Origin of the sequence: Pseudomonas sp. IT-P44, from assembly GCF_949768225.1 — a bacterium.
Taxonomy (GTDB): Bacteria; Pseudomonadota; Gammaproteobacteria; order Pseudomonadales; family Pseudomonadaceae; genus Aquipseudomonas; species Aquipseudomonas migulae.
This window is the reverse complement of sequence record NZ_CATKQM010000079.1, coordinates 131623-152061: the sequence shown is the minus strand read 5'-3', so window position 1 is coordinate 152061 and position 20439 is coordinate 131623. Positions and strand designations below refer to the sequence as shown.

The 20439-nt window shown below is 55.5% G+C and carries 19 protein-coding genes and 4 tRNA genes; 11 read left to right on the top strand and 12 right to left on the bottom strand.

The features are described 5' to 3' along the window. The first annotated feature begins 150 nt into the window (after nt 1-150). The gene (locus tag ACM6IO_RS27455; protein WP_414912596.1) at nt 151-4284 is read left to right on the top strand and encodes a CheR family methyltransferase; all 4134 of its coding nucleotides are present in this window, start codon (nt 151-153) and stop codon (nt 4282-4284) included. A 7-nt stretch (nt 4285-4291) separates the two neighbouring features. Here the strand turns inward: ACM6IO_RS27455 and ACM6IO_RS27450 are convergent, their stop codons facing one another. Continuing rightward, complete coding sequence (locus tag ACM6IO_RS27450) at nt 4292-4831, bottom strand: hypothetical protein (protein WP_223538607.1); 540 nt, start codon at nt 4829-4831, stop codon at nt 4292-4294. A gap of 321 nt (nt 4832-5152) precedes the next feature. On the opposite strand from ACM6IO_RS27450, the gene ACM6IO_RS27445 reads away from it, so the two are divergent. The 3 genes from ACM6IO_RS27445 (at nt 5153) to ACM6IO_RS27435 (ending at nt 6543) form a co-directional block, all read left to right on the top strand. Further along, entirely contained in the window at nt 5153-5530 is a 378-nt protein-coding gene (locus ACM6IO_RS27445; RefSeq protein WP_414912595.1) for a YodC family protein, read from the top strand. Then, complete coding sequence (locus ACM6IO_RS27440; RefSeq protein ID WP_414912594.1) at nt 5527-5796, top strand: DUF6953 family protein; 270 nt, start codon at nt 5527-5529, stop codon at nt 5794-5796. Before ACM6IO_RS27445 ends, ACM6IO_RS27440 begins: the two co-directional genes overlap by 4 nt. Before the next feature lie 84 nt (nt 5797-5880). After that, on the top strand, nt 5881-6543 hold the full coding sequence (locus ACM6IO_RS27435) for a DUF4145 domain-containing protein (RefSeq protein WP_414912593.1): 663 nt from the start codon (nt 5881-5883) through the stop codon (nt 6541-6543). A 61-nt stretch (nt 6544-6604) separates the two neighbouring features. On the opposite strand, the gene ACM6IO_RS27430 is transcribed toward ACM6IO_RS27435, so the two are convergent. Beyond that, entirely contained in the window at nt 6605-7588 is a 984-nt protein-coding gene (locus ACM6IO_RS27430) for a GTP pyrophosphokinase (RefSeq protein ID WP_414912592.1), read from the bottom strand. A 399-nt stretch (nt 7589-7987) separates the two neighbouring features. Between ACM6IO_RS27430 and ACM6IO_RS27425 the strand changes: the two genes are divergently transcribed. The 3 genes from ACM6IO_RS27425 (at nt 7988) to ACM6IO_RS27415 (ending at nt 10180) form a co-directional block, all read left to right on the top strand. After that, nucleotides 7988-8233, top strand: a complete 246-nt coding sequence (locus ACM6IO_RS27425; RefSeq protein WP_414912591.1) for a hypothetical protein — start codon at nt 7988-7990, stop codon at nt 8231-8233. Between the two features lie 420 nt (nt 8234-8653). After that, entirely contained in the window at nt 8654-9247 is a 594-nt protein-coding gene (locus tag ACM6IO_RS27420) for a hypothetical protein (RefSeq protein WP_414912590.1), read from the top strand. A gap of 309 nt (nt 9248-9556) precedes the next feature. Further along, on the top strand, nt 9557-10180 hold the full coding sequence (locus ACM6IO_RS27415; protein WP_414912589.1) for a recombinase family protein: 624 nt from the start codon (nt 9557-9559) through the stop codon (nt 10178-10180). Here the strand turns inward: ACM6IO_RS27415 and ACM6IO_RS27410 are convergent. Then, nucleotides 10152-10895: a hypothetical protein gene (locus ACM6IO_RS27410; RefSeq protein WP_414912588.1), complete on the bottom strand. Its 744-nt coding sequence runs from the start codon at nt 10893-10895 to the stop codon at nt 10152-10154. The genes ACM6IO_RS27415 and ACM6IO_RS27410 overlap by 29 nt on opposite strands. A gap of 165 nt (nt 10896-11060) precedes the next feature. Further along, a tRNA-Arg gene (locus ACM6IO_RS27405) sits at nt 11061-11137 on the bottom strand. 292 nt (nt 11138-11429) lie between these two features. On the opposite strand from ACM6IO_RS27405, the gene ACM6IO_RS27400 reads away from it, so the two are divergent. After that, a complete protein-coding gene (locus tag ACM6IO_RS27400) occupies nt 11430-11663 on the top strand; it encodes a hypothetical protein (RefSeq protein WP_008038450.1) in 234 nt (77 codons plus the stop codon). Nucleotides 11664-11684: 21 nt separating this feature from the next. Further along, on the top strand, nt 11685-11864 hold the full coding sequence (locus tag ACM6IO_RS27395; RefSeq protein ID WP_223481541.1) for a PA3371 family protein: 180 nt from the start codon (nt 11685-11687) through the stop codon (nt 11862-11864). Here ACM6IO_RS27395 and phnN read toward each other — a convergent pair. Continuing rightward, nucleotides 11839-12411, bottom strand: coding sequence for a phosphonate metabolism protein/1,5-bisphosphokinase (PRPP-forming) PhnN (phnN, locus tag ACM6IO_RS27390; protein ID WP_223481542.1), 573 nt, complete (start codon nt 12409-12411; stop codon nt 11839-11841). The two genes, ACM6IO_RS27395 and phnN, sit on opposite strands and share 26 nt — an antisense overlap. 388 nt (nt 12412-12799) lie before the next feature. Here phnN and ACM6IO_RS27385 point away from each other — a divergent pair, with 388 nt between their 5' ends. Then, complete coding sequence (locus tag ACM6IO_RS27385) at nt 12800-13126, top strand: Arc family DNA-binding protein (protein WP_003178899.1); 327 nt, start codon at nt 12800-12802, stop codon at nt 13124-13126. A 193-nt stretch (nt 13127-13319) separates the two neighbouring features. Here the strand turns inward: ACM6IO_RS27385 and mgtE are convergent, their stop codons facing one another. Next, nucleotides 13320-14762 carry a magnesium transporter gene (gene mgtE / locus ACM6IO_RS27380; RefSeq protein WP_008033095.1) on the bottom strand — a complete coding sequence of 481 codons (1443 nt, stop codon included), beginning with the start codon at nt 14760-14762 and terminating at the stop codon, nt 13320-13322. A 320-nt stretch (nt 14763-15082) separates the two neighbouring features. On the opposite strand from mgtE, the gene ACM6IO_RS27375 reads away from it, so the two are divergent. Beyond that, the gene (locus ACM6IO_RS27375; protein ID WP_414912587.1) at nt 15083-15601 is read left to right on the top strand and encodes a cell envelope protein SmpA; all 519 of its coding nucleotides are present in this window, start codon (nt 15083-15085) and stop codon (nt 15599-15601) included. A gap of 19 nt (nt 15602-15620) precedes the next feature. On the opposite strand, the gene ACM6IO_RS27370 is transcribed toward ACM6IO_RS27375, so the two are convergent. From ACM6IO_RS27370 to alaS, 6 genes are all read right to left on the bottom strand, one after another. Beyond that, nucleotides 15621-15697 (bottom strand) — tRNA-Arg (locus tag ACM6IO_RS27370). Nucleotides 15698-15769: 72 nt separating this feature from the next. Then, nucleotides 15770-15846, bottom strand: a tRNA-Arg gene (locus ACM6IO_RS27365). A 108-nt stretch (nt 15847-15954) separates the two neighbouring features. After that, nucleotides 15955-16045 (bottom strand) — tRNA-Ser (locus tag ACM6IO_RS27360). Between the two features lie 62 nt (nt 16046-16107). Beyond that, nucleotides 16108-16296, bottom strand: a complete 189-nt coding sequence (csrA, locus tag ACM6IO_RS27355; protein ID WP_002554426.1) for a carbon storage regulator CsrA — start codon at nt 16294-16296, stop codon at nt 16108-16110. A 187-nt stretch (nt 16297-16483) separates the two neighbouring features. Then, a complete protein-coding gene (locus ACM6IO_RS27350; RefSeq protein ID WP_008033100.1) occupies nt 16484-17725 on the bottom strand; it encodes an aspartate kinase in 1242 nt (413 codons plus the stop codon). Between the two features lie 91 nt (nt 17726-17816). Further along, nucleotides 17817-20435, bottom strand: a complete 2619-nt coding sequence (gene alaS / locus ACM6IO_RS27345; RefSeq protein WP_008038457.1) for an alanine--tRNA ligase — start codon at nt 20433-20435, stop codon at nt 17817-17819. Nucleotides 20436-20439 lie beyond the last annotated feature (4 nt).

The following is a 20439-nucleotide window of genomic DNA, read 5'->3' as shown; positions in this document are numbered from 1 at the left end:
GCCGCTGGAGTCCAAATTTAAAAGGGCCGCGAATGCGGGCTAAATATTTGAAGGCGTTATTGAAAAACGGGATTATCCTGATTTATTGCAACGCGTCTGCTACCCCTCTTTCAGACCCAGACGCTCCCGTCGTCGGCACAGGCAAAAGTTATGACCACCACTCCCAATCGCTCAGCGAATTCCAATGAGCGAAAGACCCTGATCCCCAGTACCCTGGATTTTCCGGTGGTGGGAATTGGCGCGTCGGCAGGTGGGCTGCAAGCCATCAAGCTGTTCTTCGAAAACATGCCGCAGGACAACGGCATGGCGTTCGTGATCATTCTTCACCTCTCCCCCGATCACCAAAGCATTGCCGACAGGATCGTCCAGGAATCGACCGCGATGCCGGTTCTGCAGGTCACCGAAACGGTGTCCATCGAAAAAAACCATGTGTACGTCATTTCACCGGCGCAACGCCTGTCGATGAACGATGGTGTTCTTGAGGTCAGTACCAGCGATACCCGGGAATCCCGGCACGCTTCGATCGATCTGTTCTTCCGCGACCTGGCCGATGTCCATCGGGAACGAGCGTTCTGCCTGGTGCTGTCGGGCACCGGCTCCGACGGTGCCGTCGGTCTTTCGCGCATCAAGGAACAGGGCGGCGTCACGCTGGCGCAGGCACCGGAAGACGCCGAGTTCGACGGCATGCCCCGCGCCGCCATCGATACCCGCATGGTTGACCTGGTTCTGCCGGTCGTTGAAATGCCGCAAAAACTGCTGGAGCTGTGGCGTAACTCTCAGGAAATCAGCTTGCCCATTGCCAACGACCCCGAACCGCAGACCATTGTCGCCATCTCCGAACGCGAAGCGCTGGTGGCGGAGCAAATGCTGCACGACATTCTGATCCAGTTGCGTACCGGCACCGGCCATGATTTCAAACACTACAAACGCGCCACCGTGTTGCGCCGGATCGAACGGCGGATGCAGGTCACGTCTCAACCAGATCTGGCGTCCTATTTCCATTACCTGCAAAACAATCCCGAAGAAACCAAGGCCCTGCTCGGCGACATGCTGATCGGTGTGACCAACTTCTTCCGCGATCGCGAGGCCTTCGAAGCGCTGGAGCGCGATGTCGTGCCGCAACTGGTCAGTGCCGCCGTGTCAGCGCAACCCGAGAAAGAAGAAATTCGCGTCTGGTCCGCGGGTTGTTCCACCGGCGAAGAAGCCTACAGCCTGGCGATGTTGCTCAGCGATCAGTTGCAACTGGACGCCAGTGCGGCATCGCTGCAACTGTTTGCCACTGACATTGACGAGCGCGCCATCAGCGTCGGCCGGGCCGGGCTGTACCCGCAAGCCATCGTCACCGACGTGCCGCCCACGCGACTGCGGCATTACTTCCTCAAGGAAGATGACCATTACCGGATTCGCAAGGAAATCCGCGAAAAAGTCCTGTTCGCCAAACACAGCCTGCTGTCCGATCCGCCGTTCTCGCAGATCGACCTGATCGTGTGCCGCAACCTGCTGATCTATCTCGATCGCGAAGTGCAGCGTGAAATCCTGCAAATGTTCCACTTTGCCCTGCGCCCCGGCGGGTTCCTGTTTCTCGGCTCCTCCGAGAGCGCGGACGCGTGCCACGAACTGTTCGCCCCGGTGGACAAACGCAACCGGATCTTCCGCGCCAAGACCGGTACGGCCAACAGCCGTCGCACGCCGACCATGCCGCGTGGAGGCTACGTGCGGACCAACATTTCCCAGCAGCCGACGCACAGCGGTGTGCAGCGCAAAACCTCTTTCGCCGACATCCATCAACGCGCCCTCGAACAGTCGGCGCCACCGAGCGTGATCGTCGACGCCAACGCCGACATTCTGCACATGAGTGAAAGTGCCGGGCGTTTCCTGCGGCACGTCGGTGGTGAGATGTCGCGCAATTTACTGACGTTGATCCTTCCAGAGCTGCGCCTGGAACTGCGCACCACGTTGTTCCAGGTTCAGCAGAGCAGTCTGTCGGTCAAATCCCGCGAGGTGTCGATCAAGCGTGATGAGCGGCGTTATCTGATCGACCTGGTCGCTCATCCCTACAAGGATGAAGGCTCGGACAGCGAGTACGTGCTGGTGATTTTCGAGGAGGTCGAAGTCGATCCTTCAGAACTGGCGGCGACCACCGTGCTGCAGAACGAAAACCAAGTGCTGTCCAACCTCGAACGCGAACTGCAACGCACCAAGCTGCATTTGCAGGACACCATCGAACAATCGGAAGTCTCCAGCGAAGAGCTCAAGGCCTCCAACGAAGAAATGCAGGCGATCAACGAAGAACTGCGCTCGGCCACCGAAGAGCTGGAGACCAGTAAAGAAGAGCTGCAATCCATCAACGAAGAGTTGCTGACGGTCAATTTCGAGCTGAAAACCAAGGTCGAAGAAACCGACAAGATCAACGACTACCTGACCAACCTGATCGCCTCCACCGACATCGCCACGGTATTTGTCGACCGCAGCATGCGCATCAAGTGGTTCACCCCGCGTGCCACCGACATTTTCAGCATGCTGCCGGTGGACACCGGGCGCTCCCTGCTCGACATCACCCATCGCCTGCATTACGACAACCTGGCCGGTGATGCGGCGCTGGTGTTCGAATCGCTGAACATGATCGAGCGTGAAGTCAGCAGCACCGACAACCGCTGGTACATCGCCCGCCTGCTGCCCTACCGCTCCAGCGAAGACCACATCGACGGCACCGTGCTGACCTTCATCGACATCACCAAGCGTCGGGCGGCCGAAGAAGAGTTGCGCCTGGGCGAGGAGCGCATGCGCCTGGTCGCTGAAAGCACCCGCGACTACGCGATCATCACGCTCGATGAACAAGGGGTGATCACCACTTGGAACAAAGGCGCGGAGTTGATCTTCGGCTACAGCAAGGCCGAGGCCGAGGGCGCCTACTATGATTTCATTTTCTCTGCGGAGGACCGCGCGGCGGGCGTGCCGGAAAACGAGCTGCTGACGGTGCGCAACCACGGCCGCAGCGACGATGAACGCTGGCATTTGCGCAAGGATGGCAGCCGCTTCTTTTGCAGCGGCGAAGTGACTCTGCTCAGCGGCGATAACCTGCAGGGCTACGTGAAAATTGCCCGCGACCTGACCGGCCATAAACGCCAGCACGAAGAACAGAGTCAGGAGCTGGCCGAGACTCGTAACACCAATAACCTCAAGGACGAGTTCTTTGCAGTCATGTCCCACGAGCTCAAGCACCCGCTGAACCTGATCCAGCTCAACGCAGAATTGCTGCGGCGCTTGCCGGTGACCAAGTCACTGGCGCCGGCGGCCAGGGCGGTGAACACCATCTGCGACGCGGTCACCAGCCAGGCACGGATCATCGACGATCTGCTGGATGTGGCCCGGGTCCGCACCGGCAAGCTCAAGCTGCAAACGGTCGCCGTCGACCTCGCCAGTGTGCTGCGCGATGTCCACACTGTCGTGCTCAATGACCAGCATGACGTCACCGTCGAACTGCTGGTGCCGTCCGATGCATTGATGGTCCAGGCCGATCCGACACGGCTGGAGCAAATCATCTGGAACCTGGTGAACAACGCACTGAAATTCACCCCGGCCAAGGGGCGTGTGCAATTGATCGCTAGCCAGGCCGGGGACATGGCGCGGCTCGACATCAAAGACAATGGCGTCGGCATTGCCCCGGAAAACCTCGATCACGTGTTCGACCTGTTCGGCCAGGCTGAAAAACAACATGCCACCCATAACCGTGAAGGGCTCGGGATTGGTTTGTCGCTGGTCCGTCAGTTGACCGAGGCGCAACGCGGTGCAGTCGAGGTGAGTTCTGCCGGTGTAGGCACAGGCTGCACGTTCACCGTCTATCTGCCATTGGCCAAAACCGCCGGCGAAGCGCAAGCCGCTGCCCAGACCGAAGAGAGCTGCGGCAGACTGAGCGGACTGACGATTCTGTTGGTGGACGATTCCGCGGACGTGCTGGAAACCCTGAAAATGCTGCTGGAGATGGAAGATGCGCAAGTGATTGCCTTTGACCGCCCGGTGGCGGCGCTGGACGCGGCAAAAAGCACTCGATTCGACCTGATCATTTCCGACCTCGGCATGCCAGTCATGAACGGTCACGAGTTGATGAGCGCACTGCGTGAATTGCCGCTCGCGAAGGATGTACCGGCCATCGCCCTGACCGGCTACGGGGCGCACAGCGACATTCAGAAATCACGACAGTCGGGCTTTGACCAGCATGTTGGCAAACCGGTGTCCTACGATGACCTGATCCAGACCATCGAGACGCTGCGCAACCAGCGCTGAAGCGCGCTCAGTTCAGATAGTCGCGCTGCACGCAGGCGCGCCGATCGATCGCCTGCCTGAGCCGCTCCTTGTGATCGGCCCAGACCATAGGGTCAACCTTGGTGGAGCGCATCAAGACGAGCATGGCCTCCTTGGCGTCCAGGTACTCTGACCAGGCATCGGCAGACCTGAGCTTCAAGCGTTCACGCTCGGTCATCTCCATCCGGCGCAACGCGACGACCGACTCATCGGTAATCACCGGACTCAACGTCAATTGCACCCGGTGCGGCGCGACGAACTCCTGAGTGTCCGCCACAATCTCCCTCGCCCGCTGGGTACCCCACTTCAATGCGGCGCAGTAATGCTCACCCGCCTTGAGGTCATGATGCTCCTCGCGAATCGGCCAGCCATCAGCGCCGTAGACACCTACAAAAATCTGGGTAACCCCTTCAACACTGATCCGCGCATGCACCTCGATTTGCACGCCGCTGCCCAGCACTTCTTCGTGGGTGTGCAGAGGCAATCGCGTGTTGGTCCACAACCAGAATTGGGCGCCCCTGCGTCGCATCGATTTCGCTCCCTGTGTGGTCCTTGGAGTAAGGCACAGCAATGAGCGTCTATCAAATGTTGGTCGTCAGGTGATCGCACACGAAAAAGCCCCGCCGGATACGAGATCCTGGCGGGGCTTTTTTGACAGCCACAGGGCTGGAAATTGATGGTGTCCCAGGGCAGGTTCGAACTGCCAACCTTCCCCTTAGGAGGGTCGATTTAGAGACAGCCAGGCTTGAGACAGGCCAGCAATTACAAGGCTTATCGTCCGGTTGCGTCAGTGAAAACGGCCCCGTATAGCTATTTTTGCTGCCACGGTGCTGTCACGGAGCTGGATTGCTTGAAAGCGAAGATCACTCAAAAGCTCATCAACGGCCTACCCACGGAGGCTAAAGCCTACCGGGTGCATGACACTGGTCTGGCTAATTATCTGGTTGCGGTTCCATATTTCCAATGTCACTTGAAAGCAAATGGCCAGCCCCAATATTGGAAGCACAGGGATGTCCCCTGCTTACGAGGGTTGAGAGCTATGGCGGAAGAAATCGAGTTTGAGGTTGGTGAAATCGTCAAACTGAAGTCAGGCGGTCCAAATATGACCGTTCAGCTTAAGGAAATCCGACCCACCATCTACAGGTGCCAATGGTTTGCGGGGAAGAAGCTCGAAAGTGGTCGGTTTCCCCCTGAGTCATTGGAACGCATAGTTCCTGAGGCCAAATGATGGACGCCGAGGCAGTCGCACAATGGATGCTCTCGGAAATCGAGCGTGACGAATGCATCTACCAAGACGATGTAGTAGACCGGCTCGTCAAATCTGGACATGAAGAGCTCTTGACCGAGAACGCAGACGGAAACCAGGTTCTAGGAAAGAGTGTCCTCGCTGCATTCCGCAAGCTGACGCCAGACAACGTGGTGTGGGTTAAGCCTGATCGTTACTGGCGGTTTCGGGTCGCAGAGGATGAGCCTGGGCGTGACGCTAGAGGTTGATGTGACACGACAGGCCGCCAGCTATCGGCGGTCTGTTTCCACTGACAGCGCGTCGAGACAAACGACTAGAAAAAGGAATTCGAAATGACGAAGTTGTTCGAAAAGCGATTCTCTGAACTTGCGGAGCAATTGGAGGCAATCGCGGCGTCCAAGACAACTGCAGCCAGCCCAATGACAGGGGCAGCCTCGATATACGTCGACCAAAATGCGCTGCTCAACTGGAAAGTCAAAGCAAAAACGCTGCTTATCAATACGTGCGGGGAATCGTCGCAGCAACTGGTCAGTTTCATCGCAGCTGAGAGAGCACCCGGCTTCGCAACCAACTACGAAATTCTGAAACAGCTCAGGGCGGTATTTCTTGCAGTAAAGGAGGACTTCGAGGGTGGTTATCTCAACACTGTTCGTAACCTGGTTCAGGCAGAAGTGTTCGGGAGCGAACTCGAACAGGCCGGCGAGCTGCTTTCCGCGGGATATACATCGGCAGCCGCGGTGATTGCCGGGGTGGTGCTGGAAACCACTATTCGCAACCTCTGCACCGATCGTGGTATCGACCATGGGAAGCTCGACAAGATGAATGCCGACTTGGCGAAAGCGGGGGCTTACAACTCAATCCAGCAAAAACGCATCACAGCGATGGCAGGCATCCGCAATGCCGCAGCCCATGGCGAAGTAGAAAAATTCAACCCTGGAGACGTAAAAGGGATGATCGATGACGTTGAGCGTTTCCTCGCTACGATCCTTCAATGATCACCACGTGGCGGGCCAATACCCTAAACTTGAGGGTATTGGATTAAACTTCTTACTACACTCAATCTCTCGACTGCAAAAGCTGACGATATCTATGGGTTATTGAGTCGTCTTCCTCGTAAGCCCCGCCCCTGGTATCAAAGTAATCATCACTAGTAAGATCAAGAACAGTTCTTATAACCCCAGCAAAAGACCACATAGGGAGAGAATATTCAAAAAACTCAGCTTCTTCCGCCTCTAAGTCACCCAATATCGGCAGACATCTTTCTATACTACCGACCAACTGATTAAGATCAAAACCAGCTATTCGAACATCATCTAGCAATAGAGGCATTTCACCATCCTCTATCTTTCGATCACTAAAGTAGCGTTGACGAACCGCCAAAAGACTATCAGAACTAAGCTCAGCAGAAAACTTAAGTCTCTCGCTTGAAAACGATAAGCTTTTCACAAAATCCTGCTTACTATTTTTCATTGCATCAAATTGTTCATCTGCCAACTCAATCAGCGCACTAAGCCTGTTGAGCTGGCGCTTAAACTGAGATGGCACGTCAGCCTCACGCTTGTAAAGTAATTTGTGACTAATCGCTGCCCATGTATGCATGAGCATGGTTCTAACCTGAATTTCCGCCTTGAGGTCCCCTAGGCCTCGAGACTTGGGGTGCGAAAGCCACTCGGTTTTCAATTGAACAATATAATGAACAGATGTATAACCAAACTCATTATCTTCCAAAGAATCCCTCTTATCCTCTCTCTCGACTACAGCAAACTCCTTCTCAATGATCTTACAAATCGCCTGCACATCATCCTGATAGTAACAAATCACCCTCACACCACACAGATCATCCATATCAGCAAGAGACGCAATACTTTGTTTTCTTTCGAGCTTATTGGAAATAGAGCCTTCCTCTTTCAACCTCGACTCAACTGAAAAAACTGAAATATCACCACCTCTTAAAAAACCCTCCAGCGCACCCTGAATATCACTTCTAAGCCGCTCCAAGCTCGGCTTAAGGTTTCGATAATCCTGAATAACATCTGTCATAAGCCATTCCATTTAATGATTTTATCCAAGGCGAGAGACCGCCATTAAATTAAACTTTCTTGCATACATCAGGTATCTGCCGTTACGCGAAAATAACATGTGCCGATAGCGTACTTACCCTGGGCCCGGGCCAGCTTTACAGCGCGCACCAGCGTCCGATTTCAATCAGCCTCGGAAGCCTTCTGCTCCGTTAAGACCGGTTGGCCGCCGATGAACATTACGAAAATCCAGTGAGTAAGCATTTCTATCCCTTGAGTATGTTCTCTCTGCAAAGCCTGAAGAAATCGAATGAGGAAGGCTCTGCTGGCCTTTTGAGATTGGTTTAAGAATGGCATTATCGATAGCGCCAATTAGCACGCCCTCGCCGAGGACGCCACCAGCGCAATCAAGGAGTTATGAATGGCCACTATGCCCACCCCCGAAGAAACGGCTCGCGAGATTCTCACGATATTCGTTCATCATTTTAATCATCGTCCAGACCACGTCTTGCGGGTCAACAATTTCACCGCAGTATGGCATTCGCGCGGCCTTGAGGCTGCCGACTTCAAGCCTGGAATGATATTTGCTGCTCAGCAAGGATGGGTAGAGGTCCTGCCTAATGGGGAATCGTTCAAACTTACCGCTAAAGGTTTTTCTGAAGCTTAACCAGGTGCTTGACAGCAGGTAGGAGCAGGTGTGCTTACTTAATTGTGATCCCTGGTCACATTTGAGCCGTTCATACCGATGTGGGATTTTCTCACTTTGCTCTGAGTGCGAACTGCCGGTGATTTCTCTGTGGTTCGAAAGCCCTCGAATGCGAGGTATTTCCCCAGTGGGGGATCATGCATTTTAGGCAAGGTCTCCACCGACGGTGTAAACCTGCCCCCGCAAGATCAGAAACCAGCCCTCAGTACGCGACACGTTTTCAAAATTCGCAAAACGTGTCGCAACACCTGCCCTACCAGAATGGGAGGCCAGGCCCAAGATGTTGCTGAAATGACTATTCGTGCGGAAGACTTGCAGTATTGAAATCTAGTTGCCACCCTCTGCCTGAGTCCCGAATTAACCCAAGAATGAGCCTATGCCATGGATGAGAAAGAAAGGTTCACGCTTTATGAAAAAATCTACTTTCAAGAGCTCGACCGTAAAGAAAAGCTGTATGCCAGGCTGACCATGCCTCTCGCGATGCTTGTCGCCATTGTGACCTTCCTGTCCTACATGCTTAACAAGGCACCCACCACGGCCGACGGCAGTGCCAGCGTGTTTTTCTGGTTTTTTTACCTTTGCGCGTGTGGGACCTTGGTAATTGGAGTGATGTATTTCCGGGCGACCTGGACGCTTCGTGATTCGGACAGAGGCCTGCCTACCCTTGTAGACCTTGAGACGCACAGGCGAAGCTTTAGTGATGATTTCGAGAAATATTGGGACAGCAAGGAAGAGGCCGACAAGCACTTCAAAAGTCTCGTCCTGAATTACTATATCGAGGGCGCAACCGTAAACACGGAGAACAATGACAAACGAGGGGAATATTTGAGATCGCTTGCAAACTACGTGACTTTAGCGCTTGTTTTAGCAGTGCTGTCGTTCTTTCCGTTCTATATTCATCACCAGGAGCAATTGATCGATGACCCAAAAGCCGCCACCACCTCCGCCACCGCCGATGCGCTTCGTTCGCGATGAAAAACCGCGCCGGACGCCTCCACCACCTCCAGCGCCTCAACCTCGTAATAGACCATAAACAGAGCCCTCACAAAGTGAGGGCTTTTTGTATCACTTTAAGTTCATTCTAATTACTGCAACAAACAAACCCTCCTCGATCCCCCGTAAATCAATTTTTTCAGTCCCGTTTAATCCGGTTACGTGTAGCACCTTGGATATGCCTGAGCTGATACACGCAAATCTGCGGTTATTTGCCCTTTCCGCTTGATAAGTAACACTCAAAGTGTAACAGTATTAGTGATACATCTTAGCTGATACGGGACGCACATCATGTTAATCCGCGCATACTTCAGAGCATCAACCGAAGAGCAGGACGCCGGCCGCGCCCGAGCATCGCTCGAGCAATTCGCCACTGACCACAACAAGGTGATTGCGAGCGTGTACCTGGAGAATGCCAGCGGCGCCACGGCGGACCGACCCGAGCTGCTGCGCCTGCTCAAAGATGCGCGCAAGGATGACGTGTTGCTGGTGGAGTCGATAGACCGGCTCTCCCGCTTGCCGGTGGAGGACTGGCAGAAGCTCAAGGCCGCTATCGACTCCAAGGGCTTGCGCATCGTCGCGCTCGATCTGCCGACCAGTCACCAAGGAATGCAGGACACCAAGGGCGACGAGTTCACCGGCCGGATGCTGGGGGCAATCAACTCAATGCTGGTGGAAATGATGGCCGCGATTGCGCGCAAGGATTACGAGCAGCGCCGCGAACGCCAGGCCCAGGGCATCGAGAAAGCTAAAGCTGCTGGCAAGTACCAAGGCCGCCCAGCTGACGCGGATCTGCATAAGCGGGTACGGGAGCTCCTGGTCGCAGGACTGGGTATTCGTGCTACAGCTAGACACGCCGACTGTTCGACCACTACGGTACTTCGAATTAAGACATTGCTTGATTTGACGCCCTAACCTCCAGTTGCGGTGGTTCTTCTCCGTATTCTCGAATTGTTTGAGCACAACGGTTCTGCACGCTTTGCGATCGGATAACAGAGGCTTCAGCCATTGCCTTATCTAATACTTCTTTTGCCTCAGAGAAAAAACCTGCAAATCGTTCTGCTGCCGCCCAGCGAAGATAGGTTTCCACACGATGAAAGCGTCTTTGATCGCTGGTACCAGCAATCAAAGCAACACCGTTCTGAAAGCGAAATCGCCCCAATTCGGGGTAACCTTCGCCGAACAAATACCCCCCAAATCCACGACTGTGCATCCCTCTGACGTGGTCACTAGGCGAACGCTCAAGACACATCTCCCAGTAATGGCAAGCTAGCTCGTGATCGCCGATATTTCCCAATGCCTTTGCTACAAGCCCGAACTCGGAATCCGAAACGTGATCAGGAAGCTGATCCATAAGATACCTAGCCTGGCCGACCAAAAACGCCCTTTGGTCATTGTAAAAGCTAAACATAGCCCTTTTTTCAGGGTTTAAGCCGGTTTCAGCGGTCTCGATTCTATATTTCCTAGATTCGGCATTTACCACATTCAGGCGCGCGAGCACGTCTGTTAGTTGCGACCTAATGGTGCGGCGATTTTCTTCGCCCTTCATCAGTAGGGTTATCAATGAAAGCGCCAGACCTGCTACGCCTGCTACTGCAGCTGCGATGACCGCGTAATCCCTTAACTCCATAAACAGGTCCTTATCGGGCACTTAGTCCCTAGGCTATGAGATGGAACACAAAAAAGCCCCGCCAGGTAGTGCTGTGCGGGGCTCTCTTTTTTGCCTGCTGCTGCCACCCTGCTGTCACGGAAGTTTTCAGCAAAAGCACGTTTCGGCCGCAGGCATTGAATTATATGGTGTCCCAGGGCAGGTTCGAACTGCCAACCTTCCCCTTAGGAGGGGGATGCTCTATCCAATTGAGCTACTGAGACACAAGTCGCCCGCGAGAAATGCGATGCGATGGACGGCGTGCATGTTAACGGGCGGGTCTGATTTTGTCATGTCGTCCGTAGGCTTTTTAAGTGTAGGCAGATGCCCCTCTACAGCACGGGATTTGTTGACCGTGCAAATTGCATCACCGCAAAAAGCCATCATTGCAAATTGCAATGAGACCACCTTGCACGATTATCTTAATTCTTTGTTTTTAAAGGATTTAATAGCCGTTAGACTCTTGGCACGTCGGCTGCTTCAGCTGTTCTCAAAGAACAACGGAGGTCAGCCCTCATGAACCGCGCCCTTTTACTCTCGAACGCGATCGCTCTGGCGATTTTTTTGGGTTTTCATTTTGCCCCGCAGAGCGGTGCCGAGCCGGTTGCCCAACGAATGCCTCATTACCTCCAGGTACAGAAGGCACCTCAATTGGCGGTGTTGGGTAATCAGCAGGGTTTTGTCGGTCAAGAAGTGAGTCAGGAAAATGTCCTGCTGCCAGCGCAGTCTTCAGAACGCCTGGTATTTTGAACAACCCATCAGGAGCACAGCATGTCCAAATCAGCCGCAGGATTTTTCGTCCTCGCCCTGCTCAGCGGCATTCTTCATTTATCACTGGTAGAGGACGCAATCATCACCCTGCCGTTGATTGCCTGCGGCATTTTCAGTGCGTTGTTCGTACTGGCGCTGGTCGCTGGCCGCAAGATCAAGTTTGATCCGGTGTTGCGCTGACTTGTAGCAGCTTCAACAGGCCGGCCACTGTGTCCGATAGTTCGCCTGAATTGTCGAGTCGGTGGATTAGCGTCTCACCGACTGAGGCGTCAGCCGTGAACAGTTCATTTCTGCGCAATCTCGCCTCAATCTCCGCCAGACTTTCACGCCCCCGCCGCAGCAAGCGCTCTCGCAGCACATCCTCCTTGACCGTCAACAGAATCGGCACCAGCGCCGGATAGCGGCGCAGCGCCTGGGCCAAGTGCCCGCGGGAGCCGTTGATCAGGACATCCCTGCCCTCCTTGAGCCATTGATCGATCACGACGGGAATACCGTAATCCAGGCCATTGGCATGCCAGCACAGCGCAAAGTCGCCCTTTTCTTTGCGGCGCGCGAACTCTTCACGGGAAACACCGATGGCATCCTCGCCCACGGATTCAGCTGAACGCGTAATGACCCGACGCACCACTTCGCAGTTGATTGCCTGCAAAGGCTCGCGAGCAGCCTCGATGAGACTGTCCTTGCCGGATCCGGAAGGCCCCATCAGGTAAATCAGTCTGCCATCCATCCTGAATTAGCCCCCCATGTCGTGGTTGCCACTAGTAAATCGGCCAATTGCCACTATTCTGTACGAAGTAAGGAATCGTGATCGAAATCCGCACAGCATGCACCTTCAGGCGTCCCAGGACATCTGCTGTCGTGCAATAGGACGCGGCCAGCGATACGGATGTGGGTAGTCTTTTCAAACCAGTCCGCATTTCTGATAATTGGTGCTGGCATAACGCCTTTATCCAGTTCAATATTTGTCACAGAATTGACGCCAATGATCTGGCTTCTTTGAGGCATGATGCGAGCCTCTATCAATTCAGGTTGAACATTTGGCCAGAGTCCTTGTCCTATCAGACATCGCGCGGCCAATCCCGAGAACCGCTCCCCTGAACTAACCGGTTAAATATATGCGCCCATTGAAACAGGCAATTTATTCCAGCCGTACGGCTGACAAGTTCGTCGTACGTCTGCCAGACGGAATGCGTGAACGCATTGCCGAGGTGGCTCGCAATCATCATCGCAGCATGAACTCCGAAATCATTGCGCGCCTTGAGCAGAGTCTCATTCAGGAAGGCGCACTGGGTGAAGAGTTGAGCATGCGACTGGACAGCCCGGAGCTGTCACTGCACGAACGCGAACTGCTGCAGCGCTTCCGCCAACTCTCCCACCGTCAGCAGAACGCACTCGTTTCGCTGATTGCCCACGACGCCGAAATGGCCGCAGACGCCTCCTGATTCATCCGAACACTCAAGCCAGCTTAATCGCTGGCTTTTTTTTGCCTGAAATTCAGGCACAAAAAAACCCGCCGATTGGCGGGCTAATTGCTTTTGTAGGAGCCAGGCTTGCCGGCGAAGGCGGCCCTGAGATCGCCTTCGCCGGCAAGCCTGGCTCCTACGAGTCGATTTGCGGGCTGCAGGCAGAGGGTAATCAAAGCAGGAAAATAGTGGCCAGCCCGAGGAAGATGAAGAAACCACCACTGTCGGTCATGGCCGTAATCATCACGCTGGCGCCCATCGCCGGATCGCGCCCCATCTTCGCCAGGGTCATGGGGATCAACACCCCCATCAACGCCGCGAGCAACAGGTTGAGCGTCATGGCAGCGGTCATCACCACACCAAGGGACCAACTGCCGTAAAGCAGGTAGGCCACCGCACCAATCACCCCACCCCACACCAAACCGTTGATCAAACCGACGGCCAGCTCCTTGCGCATCAGACGCGAGGTATTGCCGGTACTCACCTGGTCCAGCGCCATGGCGCGAACGATCATGGTGATGGTCTGGTTACCCGAGTTGCCACCGATGCCCGCCACGATCGGCATCAAGGCCGCGAGCGCCACCAGTTTCTCGATCGAACCTTCGAACAATCCGATCACGCGAGAGGCAATAAAGGCGGTAATCAGGTTGATTGCCAGCCAGGCCCAGCGGTTGCGCAGGGATTTCCAGACTGACGCGAAAATATCTTCCTCTTCACGCAGACCCGCCATGTTGAGAACTTCGTTTTCGCTCTCTTCACGAATCAGGTCGACCATTTCATCGATGGTCAGACGGCCGATCAGCTTGCCGTTCTTGTCGACCACCGGGGCCGAGATCAAGTCGTAACGTTCGAACGCTTGTGCGGCATCGTAGGCGTCTTCGTCCGGGTGAAAACTCACCGGGTCGCTAGCCATCACTTCCGAAACCTGTTTTTCCGGGTCGTTGACCAGCAAACGCTTGATCGGCAGCACGCCCTTGAGCACGCCGTCGTAATCGACCACGAACAGTTTGTCGGTGTGACCCGGTAGCTCCTTGAGCCGACGCAGGTAGCGCAAAACCACCTCGAGACTGACGTCCTCACGGATCGTCACCATCTCGAAGTCCATCAACGCACCGACCTGCTCCTCGTCATAGGACAATGCGGAGCGGACGCGCTCACGCTGTTGACCGTCGAGGGTTTCCATCAGCTCGTGGACGACGTCTCGCGGCAGCTCGGAGGCCAGGTCAGCCAGTTCGTCGGCATCCATGTCCTTGGCCGCCGCCAGGAGCTCATGATCGTCCATGTCGGCGATCAGGGTTTCACGTACCGAGTCGGACACTTCGAGCAGGATGTCGCCGTCGCGGTCAGCCTTGACCAATTGCCAGAGCGTCAGACGATCGTCCAGCGGCAAGGCTTCAAGGATGTAGGCAACGTCGGCGGAGTGCAGGTCATCGAGCTTGCGTTGCAGCTCGACGAGGTTTTGCCGGTGAACCAGGTTTTCAACCCGGTCGTGATGCGGACCTTCCTGGCGATGAGTCAGGTCTTCGACCACCCGCTGACGCTGCAACAGCTCAATCACTTGAGCGAGGCGGTCCTGCAGGCTTTCTTGCGTTTTCTTTACTTCAACTTCGGACATAGGCGAACTCCACTCCCAGCAGCGGGGCACGCCGGAAGGATCAATCAGTCAATTCATGATTGGAAAAGCGGTTTACTGAATTACTACTGGGTAAGTCCATGGAGGTATTCCACAAGCCCCGGCGGGGCTGACGGGCGCAATGATACACCGCCCAACGGTTTTAAATGTTAAAAAATCGCGGCTGAAACAAGCGCTTGCGAGACAAACCTGAGCGCCGTCCTGATCCGTGAAAATGCGACGACTCATTCTGAAAAGAAAACACACCAGCGCTGAAAAATGTAGCGGCTACCCTTGAGTCAGACCGTCATGGAGGACGTTTGATGCCATTGAATGCCTGTTATTTTCTGCTGATCGCCCTGCTCTGCCTGCCGCCCGTGGCACTTGCCTCAACCGTTCACCGCTGCGAGGCAGCAAACGGCCGCATCACCTTCACCACGCTGAGTTGTACGACCGGGGAAAGCCTTTCGCTCCAGGAAGTGCGCACGTTTACCCCCGGCAGCACGGTGTCGCTGATGCCGGAAGCGGACTTTCGTGAAACATCACGTATGAATATCAAAAGGAGGGAGCCAACGGTCGTCGGCCAGACAGAAGACAACTGTGGAAACCAGATCGATGCCAGGGAACGCAGGGAAGCAATCATCAATCAACGGATTGTCGCCGGCATGACCCGGCAAGACGTCGAAAGCGCCCTCGGCAAGCCAGACAAGATCAGTATTCGGAATTCGGCCACGAGCTACCGATACGACACCAAGCGAGGTCGTAGCGCACACGTCGAATTCGATGAGAGAGGTTGTACCAGAGGAAAAGCCAAATCCCAGACGGCAAAAAGCCCGCGTTAAACGCGGGCTTTTTGTTGTTTGGTGCACTCGACAGGATTCGAACCTGTGACCGCTCGGTTCGTAGCCGAGTACTCTATCCAGCTGAGCTACGAGTGCAATTTGTGTTTTTAGACCAGATCACAACTGGTTGAAACAGAGTAGCTCACATCACTGCAAACAACTCTTAAATGGTGCACTCGACAGGATTCGAACCTGTGACCGCTCGGTTCGTAGCCGAGTACTCTATCCAGCTGAGCTACGAGTGCATTTGTTGCCGCGCATTATAGGCCGTCGAATCTTTTTGTAAAGCGCTTTTTTCTAGTAATTTCAACAACTTACCGAAGAAGCCAGATTACAACGTACTACGCAAATAATGGCGGAGAACGGGGGATTCGAACCCCCGACACCCTTTTGAGGTGTACTCCCTTAGCAGGGGAGCGCCTTCGGCCACTCGGCCAGCTCTCCGCAACACGGGGCGTATATTAACCAGCTTCTTCCCCGTTTGCAAACATAAAAAACGATAAAAATTAATGGCTTGGTTCTTCGTCCTTCTCTTTCTTTATACGCAGGTAAATTTCCTCACGGTGGACCGCAACCTCTTTCGGGGCGTTGACACCGATACGCACTTGATTTCCTTTAACGCCGAGCACGGTCACGGTGATTTCTCCATCACCAATAATCAGGCTTTCTGCGCACCGACGAGTCAGAATCAGCATACCTTTCTCCTCACGCATTTCATTTCAGGGACAACAGTCTGCAAAAAAAAGGCACTCGACCTACAACCTGAAAGATCGCAGCCCTACATGCCTGAGTATTGACCAGCGCGGGCAAAAGAACAGCTTCGGGCCGCACCATTCAAAAAAACAAAAGGGCGCGGTCAGACCGCGCCCTTCGGCAAACGCATCACTCGCCCGTTCGGGCCGGCGCGTCCAGTTCGAAAGCCGTGTGCAGGGCGCGCACGGCCAGTTCCAGGTACTTCTCTTCGATCACCACGGAAACCTTGATTTCCGAAGTCGAGATCATCTGGATGTTGATGCTTTCTTTCGCCAGGGATTCGAACATGCGGCTGGCCACACCTGCGTGGGAGCGCATGCCGACACCGACGATCGAGACCTTGGCGATCTTGATGTCGCCAACGACTTCACGGGCACCGATCTCGCGAGCGGTGTTTTCCAGCACGGTTTGCGCGGCCTGGAAGTCGTTGCGGTGTACGGTGAAGGTGAAGTCGGTGGTGTTATCGTGCGCAACGTTCTGCACGATCATGTCGACTTCGATGTTCGCGGCGCTGATCGGGCCGAGAATCTTGAATGCAACGCCCGGGGTGTCTGGCACGCCACGGATGGTCAGCTTGGCTTCATCGCGGTTGAAAGCGATGCCGGAAATGATCGGCTGTTCCATGGTTTCCTCTTCATCAATAGTAATGAGGGTGCCCGGACCCTCCTTGAAGCTGTGCAGTACGCGCAGCGGAACGTTGTACTTGCCGGCGAATTCCACCGCACGGATCTGCAACACCTTGGAACCGAGGCTGGCCATTTCCAGCATCTCTTCGAAGGTAATCTTGTCCAGGCGCTGGGCCACGGACACCACACGCGGGTCGGTGGTGTAGACGCCGTCGACGTCGGTGTAGATCTGGCATTCGTCAGCCTTCAAGGCTGCCGCCAGCGCCACGCCGGTGGTGTCGGAACCGCCACGACCTAGGGTGGTGATGTTGCCGTGCTCGTCGACGCCCTGGAAACCGGCGACAACCACCACACGACCTGCTTTCAGATCACCGCGAATCTTCTGGTCATCAATCTGCAAGATACGCGCTTTATTGTGCGCGCTATCCGTCAGAATCCGTACCTGGTTGCCGGTGTAGGACACCGCTGGCACGCCGCGCTTGATCAGCGCCATGGCCAACAGGGCAATCGTCACCTGCTCACCGGTGGAGACGATCACATCCAGCTCACGCGGAACCGGCTGGCCGTCGCCACTGATTTGCTTGGCCAGATCGATCAGACGGTTGGTTTCGCCGCTCATTGCAGACAGCACAACCACCAGGTCATCGCCGGCATCGCGGAATTTCTTAACCTTGTCGGCGACCTGCTCGATTCTCTCGACAGTGCCGACCGAGGTGCCTCCAAATTTCTGTACGATCAAAGCCATTTCAAAGCCGCCTCTGCCCATGAAGGGCGCCCAAATAATCACTCAAACAGCGTTCCGGCCCACCACTAGACTGTGGGCCGGACACACTGCCTTATAAACCCTGCTCTACAAATGGAACAGTCAGGGCCAATGCCGCATCCAGTGCGCCAGCGTCAGTACCACCGCCCTGCGCCATGTCTGGACGACCACCGCCCTTCCCGCCCACTGCCGCAGCGGCTTGCTTCATCAAATCACCGGCTTTGAGTTGGCCAGTCAGGTCTTTGGTTACGCCTGCAACCAGAACGACCTTTTCCTCATGGACACTGCCGAGCAGGATCACTGCGCGGCCGAGTTTGTTTTTCAGTTGATCGACCAGCGCCAGCAGCGCCTTGCCGTCCTGACCGTCCAGACGCACGGCCAGTACTTTCACGCCTTTGACGTCCAGGGCGGAAGCCGACAGATCGTCGCCCGCCGCGCTGGCAGCCTTGGCCTGCAACTGCTCGAGTTGCTTCTCCAGCAGACGGTTGCGCTCCAGCACAGCCGACAGCTTGTCGATCAGGTTGTCGCGGCTGCCCTTGACCAGGTTGGCCGCTTCCTTGAGTTGTTCTTCGGCAGCGTTCAAGTATGCCAGCGCTGCAGCGCCGGTGACCGCTTCGATACGACGCACACCGGAAGCCACACCGCCTTCGCTGATGATTTTCAGCAGGCCGATGTCGCCGGTACGGTTGGCGTGGATCCCGCCGCACAGCTCGACGGAGAAATCGCCGCCCATGCTCAGTACGCGCACGTTGTCGCCATATTTCTCGCCAAACAGCGCCATGGCGCCTTTTTGCTTGGCGGTTTCGATATCGGTTTCTTCGGTTTCAACAGCCGTGTTCTTGCGAATCTCGGCGTTGACGATGTCTTCCAGCGCCTTCAGTTGCTCAGGCTTGATGGCTTCGAAGTGGCTGAAGTCAAAGCGCAGGCGCTGACTGTCGACCAACGAACCTTTCTGCTGAACGTGATCGCCCAGCACCTGACGCAATGCCGCGTGCAGCAAGTGAGTGGCCGAGTGGTTCAGCGATGTCGCGTGGCGCACGTCGGCTTCGACGTGGGTCTCGACCGGCGAACCGATAGTCAGGCTGCCCAATGCCTGCACACCGTGGTGCAGGAACGCGCCACCGGTCTTGGTGGTGTCGCGCACGTCGAAACGGCCGATGTTCGATTGCAGGTAACCGCAGTCGCCAACCTGACCGCCGGATTCAGCGTAGAACGGGGTCTGATCGAGAACGATCACGCCCTCTTCGCCTTCACTCAAGACGTCGACGGACTTGCCTTCTTTATAGATAGCGACAATTTTCGCCGAACCACTGGTGGCCTTGTAGCCGGTGAATTCGGTGGCGACGTCAACCTTGACCAGCGTGTTGTAGTCCAGACCGAACGAACTGGCGGAACGGGCACGGACGCGCTGGGCTTCCATTTCGCGTTCGAAGCCGGCTTCGTCGACGGTCAGGTTGCGCTCGCGAGCGATGTCCGCGGTCAGGTCCATCGGGAAACCGTAGGTGTCGTAGAGTTTGAACACTACGTCGCCCGGCACCACGGTGCCTTTGAGTTCCAGCAGATCCTGCTCGAGAATTTTCAGGCCGTGCTCCAGGGTCTTGGAGAACTGCTCTTCTTCGGCCTTGAGCACGCGCTCGATGTTGGCCTGTTGCTTCTGCAGTTCCGGGAAGGCTTCACCCATCTCGGCAACCAGCGCCGCGACGATCTTGTAGAAGAAGCTGCCGGTCGCGCCCAGCTTGTTACCGTGACGGCACGCACGTCGAATGATCCGGCGCAGCACGTAGCCACGACCTTCGTTGGACGGCAGCACGCCGTCGGCAATCAGGAAACCGCACGAACGGATATGGTCGGACACAACCTTCAGCGAAGACTGATCGTCATTGGTGCAGCCAATGGCCTTGGCCGATGCGCTCAGCAGGTTCTTGAACAGGTCGATTTCATAGTTGGAATGAACGTGCTGCATCACCGCACTGATCCGCTCCAGGCCCATGCCGGTGTCGACCGACGGTGCTGGCAGCGGATGCAACACGCCATCGGCGGTGCGGTTGAACTGCATGAACACGTTGTTCCAGATCTCGATGTAACGGTCGCCGTCTTCTTCCGGCGAGCCCGGTGGGCCGCCCCAGATGTCGGCGCCGTGATCGTAGAAAATCTCGGTGCAAGGACCGCACGGGCCGGTATCGCCCATGGTCCAGAAGTTGTCGGAGGCGTAAGGCGCGCCTTTGTTGTCGCCGATGCGGATCATGCGCTCGACCGGCACACCGATCTGCTGGGTCCAGATGTCATAGGCTTCGTCATCCGAGGCGTAGACCGTTACCCAGAGTTTTTCCTTGGGCAGCTTCAGGACGCCGGTCAGGAAGGTCCAGGCGTAGGTGATTGCGTCGTGCTTGAAATAGTCACCGAAGCTGAAGTTACCCAGCATTTCGAAGAAGGTGTGGTGACGAGCGGTATAACCGACGTTTTCCAGGTCACTGTTCTTGCCACCGGCACGCACGCATTTCTGGCTGCTGGTCGCACGGGTGTACGCACGTTTTTCCTGGCCCAGGAAACAGTCCTTGAACTGGTTCATCCCCGCGTTAGTGAACAGCAGGGTTGGGTCGTTGCCCGGAATCAAAGAGCTGGAGGCTACACGAGTGTGGCCTTGCTCTTCGAAGAAGCGAAGGAAGGCTTCACGGATTTCTGCGCTTTTCATTAGG